At 72.0% G+C, this 2,891-nt stretch carries 3 protein-coding genes and 1 pseudogene; all 4 read right to left on the bottom strand.

Annotated elements, in window-relative coordinates:
• Positions 1–148: 148 nt before the first annotated feature.
• Positions 149–943: a hypothetical protein gene (locus tag LzC2_RS20975; protein ID WP_171189977.1), complete on the bottom strand. Its 795-nt coding sequence runs from the start codon at positions 941–943 to the stop codon at positions 149–151.
• A gap of 122 nt (positions 944–1,065) precedes the next feature.
• Positions 1,066–1,455 carry a transposase gene (locus LzC2_RS20970; protein ID WP_171189976.1) on the bottom strand — a complete coding sequence of 130 codons (390 nt, stop codon included), beginning with the start codon at positions 1,453–1,455 and terminating at the stop codon, positions 1,066–1,068.
• A 94-nt stretch (positions 1,456–1,549) separates the two neighbouring features.
• The gene (locus tag LzC2_RS20965; RefSeq protein WP_171189975.1) at positions 1,550–1,996 is read right to left on the bottom strand and encodes a hypothetical protein; all 447 of its coding nucleotides are present in this window, start codon (positions 1,994–1,996) and stop codon (positions 1,550–1,552) included.
• A 212-nt stretch (positions 1,997–2,208) separates the two neighbouring features.
• Positions 2,209–2,891 (bottom strand): annotated as a pseudogene (locus LzC2_RS20960) (hypothetical protein); the annotation flags it as partial.

Raw genomic sequence — 2,891 nt, 5'->3', positions numbered from 1 at the left:
ACCACCCTCCGAACCCCTCCCCGCCGGTCCCCGCCGTCCGCGATCCGGCGGACCGGCGCTGCCGGCGCAACCCCACCTCCTCCGCGTTTCCGCAACCGGCTCCACCGTGCAGGCCCGCAAACTCGGTCGCCGCGATTGGTCGCCCCGGTCAGCCCCCGGCGGGCGCCTCGCCCGAAGTCGCGCCCGGCTCGCCGTCGTCCGGTCGAGCGCTCCTCATCGGGACGTTCAAAGGGTCTTCCGCGAAGAACTGAACGTCCGATTCGAGGAACAACGTTTCGTCCTCGCCGGCTGGGTTCTCGCCGGCCTCGCCGTCGTCCGGGGAATCTTCGATCGGGAGATTCTCTCCAGGAAAATCGAACTCGAGGGGGTCGAGTTCGAGACGCTCGTCCCGCGGCTCCGGGATCTCCAGTTCGATCCGCCGCCCGTCGTTCATCTCCAGCAACGCGGTGACGATCACGAGCGCCGGGGGGCCGTCGTCTTGATCCGGGCCGCGGCCACGCCGTGAGACCACGAACAATCGCCCGGAACCCAGGCTGCCGGCGGCGTCGAACACGTCGGCGCCCCCCGGGCCGCGGGTCGAAGCGGCGAGGTCCGGCGTCAGGCGATAGTCCGGTCCCAGCGCCTCCTCCAACTGTCCCCGGACCGCCGGGTCGTCGTCCAAAGCGTTGACGACGCGGTCCGCGTGTCCGTTCAGGCCGAACCACAGGAATCCGCCGCAACAAACCACGGCCATCACCGCCCCGAGGAGCGCCAGGCTGAGGAAGCAGCCGCACCCGCCCCGCCGCCCGCCGCCGCCGGAGCGACCGCTGAGCGTCGCGCCGTCGCCCATGCGCCCGAAGCCGCGATCGTCGTCGTCGTCCGGGTGCCGGCCGCCGGAGAAGCGGGGGTCTTCGAAGCCTCGGGAATGGGCGTCCCAGTCGTCGTCGAAAGCTTGGCGGGACATGAACGCGGGCGGAGAGCAGGGAACGCGGGGCCGAGCGACCGGGAGCGGGAAGCCTGGGCCGATCCGAACTGTGCCACCGCGTCCCCCCGCGCACAAACGGAAGGCCCGCCGGAACCCGACGATCAACGCGAATCGCCGACCGGATTGCCGACCGGATCGCGGGTCGGGGGACGTTCGTCGGGAGGCGAGGCGTTCTCCTGTCGGGCCGCCTCGCGGATCTTGCGGAGCGTGCCGTCCTTCAACCAGCGGCGGTGATAGGAGTACACCGTCTGCCACGGGGGGAATCGTTCCGGCAGCCGGCGCCACGGACAGTCGTCGGCGTGTTTGAACAGAATCGCCTCGACGACCGCGGCGAGGTCGGTATCCGCCCGGCGGCCGCGTCGCGTCGGGGGCGGGAGCAGCGTCGCGATCTCGCGCCACCAGCCCCACGGACGCCCCCACGGTCCCGGCTCGTCGTCGCCGCCGGGCCGACCGTCGTTCTTCGATTGCCCTTCGGGCGAATCACTGGACATCGCGCATCTCTCAACCGAACGCACCGCTCCCTCGACCCCTTCGTCCTTCCCCGGGCGTTCCCGGCTTCCCCGGGCGTACCCGGCTCGCTGGACTTCAGGCGGCGCGTCGAACGGCGTCGGCTCGCACCTCCCAGACCGGACGGCCGGTCCGCGCCGCGACGGCCCGACGGGCGTCTCGCCGGGCGCGGGCTTTCGTCTGGGAAGGACCGCTCAGCCAGTTCGCCCCGCTCAGCCCCCGCGAGGACGACTCCAACGATTGGCGGGCGGGCGGCAGGGTTTCGGGCGGCGCAATGGGCGACTGCGGTTCGATTGACTGCGGTTCGGGCGGGGCCGGGCCGATCAGGATTCGCGCGGCGCCGGCGGCGGCGTCGAACTCCTCGTCGGCTTGCTCTTCGGCGGCCTGCTCTTCGGCGGTTTGCTCTGCTGACCGGGCGCGAACCGTCCGCGGCGGGGCGACGCGACGGCTCGAACGCACGAACGGTCCACGGACCGGCGCCACCGGGGAACGAACGGCGGACAGGCGGGCGATGCGGACGACCATCGGGCGACGCTTCGAGAGGTGAGAACGGGAACTGCGAACCGGTGTACAGGATAGTGTACACACGATCACATTGCCAGCTGTCGTTCGAAGCGAACAGGGATTTTCTCGGGGCGCAGGAATCCGGGGCGCACGAAAACCGCCCGACCCTCGGAGAGGGCCGGGCGGAGAGGAGTCGCGTTCGTCCGGGGACGACTTTGCGGAGGACGGGGCGTTCAGACGGCGTCCGGGCGGGGACGGTCGCCGCGGGGGCGATCGCCTTCCGGACGATCGCCACGGCCGGGGCGACCTTCGCCGCCGGGCCGGCCTTCGCCGCCGCGGGCCCGCATCGCTTCGCCGAAGGCCTTCAGTTCAGCCGCGTCGAGCTTGCCGTCCTTGTTGGTGTCGATGCGATCCATGCCGCGCTTCATCCGCTCGGGGATCTCGTCGCCGGAGAGGGCGCCGTCGCCGTTCTTGTCGGCGTCCTTGATCATCTGAGCCATCCGGTCGGTGGCCGGGGGGGGACGGTCGCCTTCGGGGCGATCGCTGTCGCGACGGCCGCCGTCCGGACCGCGTTCGCCGCGGCGTTCAGCGCCGGGGCCTCCCGGGCCGCCCGGGCCGCCGGGACGCATGCCCTGGAAGTCCGGCCGCATCTCTTCGGCGTCGATCTTGCCGTCGTTGTTCTTGTCGACAGAGGCGAGCGCCTTGGAGGCGTTCTTGATCTCTTCGGCGGACAGGGTGCCGTCGCCGTCGGCGTCGAGGGCGGCCATCACCGGCATCATCTGGAGGAAGCGGCCCATGCCGCCGCCGGGGCCGCCGGGGCCACGCTCGCCGCCGGGACCGCCGAAGCCCGGACGACCTTCGCCGCCGGGACGGCCTTCGCCCCGTTCCGGACGGCCTTCGCCGTCCTGACCACGGC

The organism is Alienimonas chondri (assembly GCF_013036045.1).
Lineage (GTDB): Bacteria > Planctomycetota > Planctomycetia > Planctomycetales > Planctomycetaceae > Alienimonas > Alienimonas chondri.
This window is presented reverse-complemented; position numbering and strand designations above follow the sequence as displayed.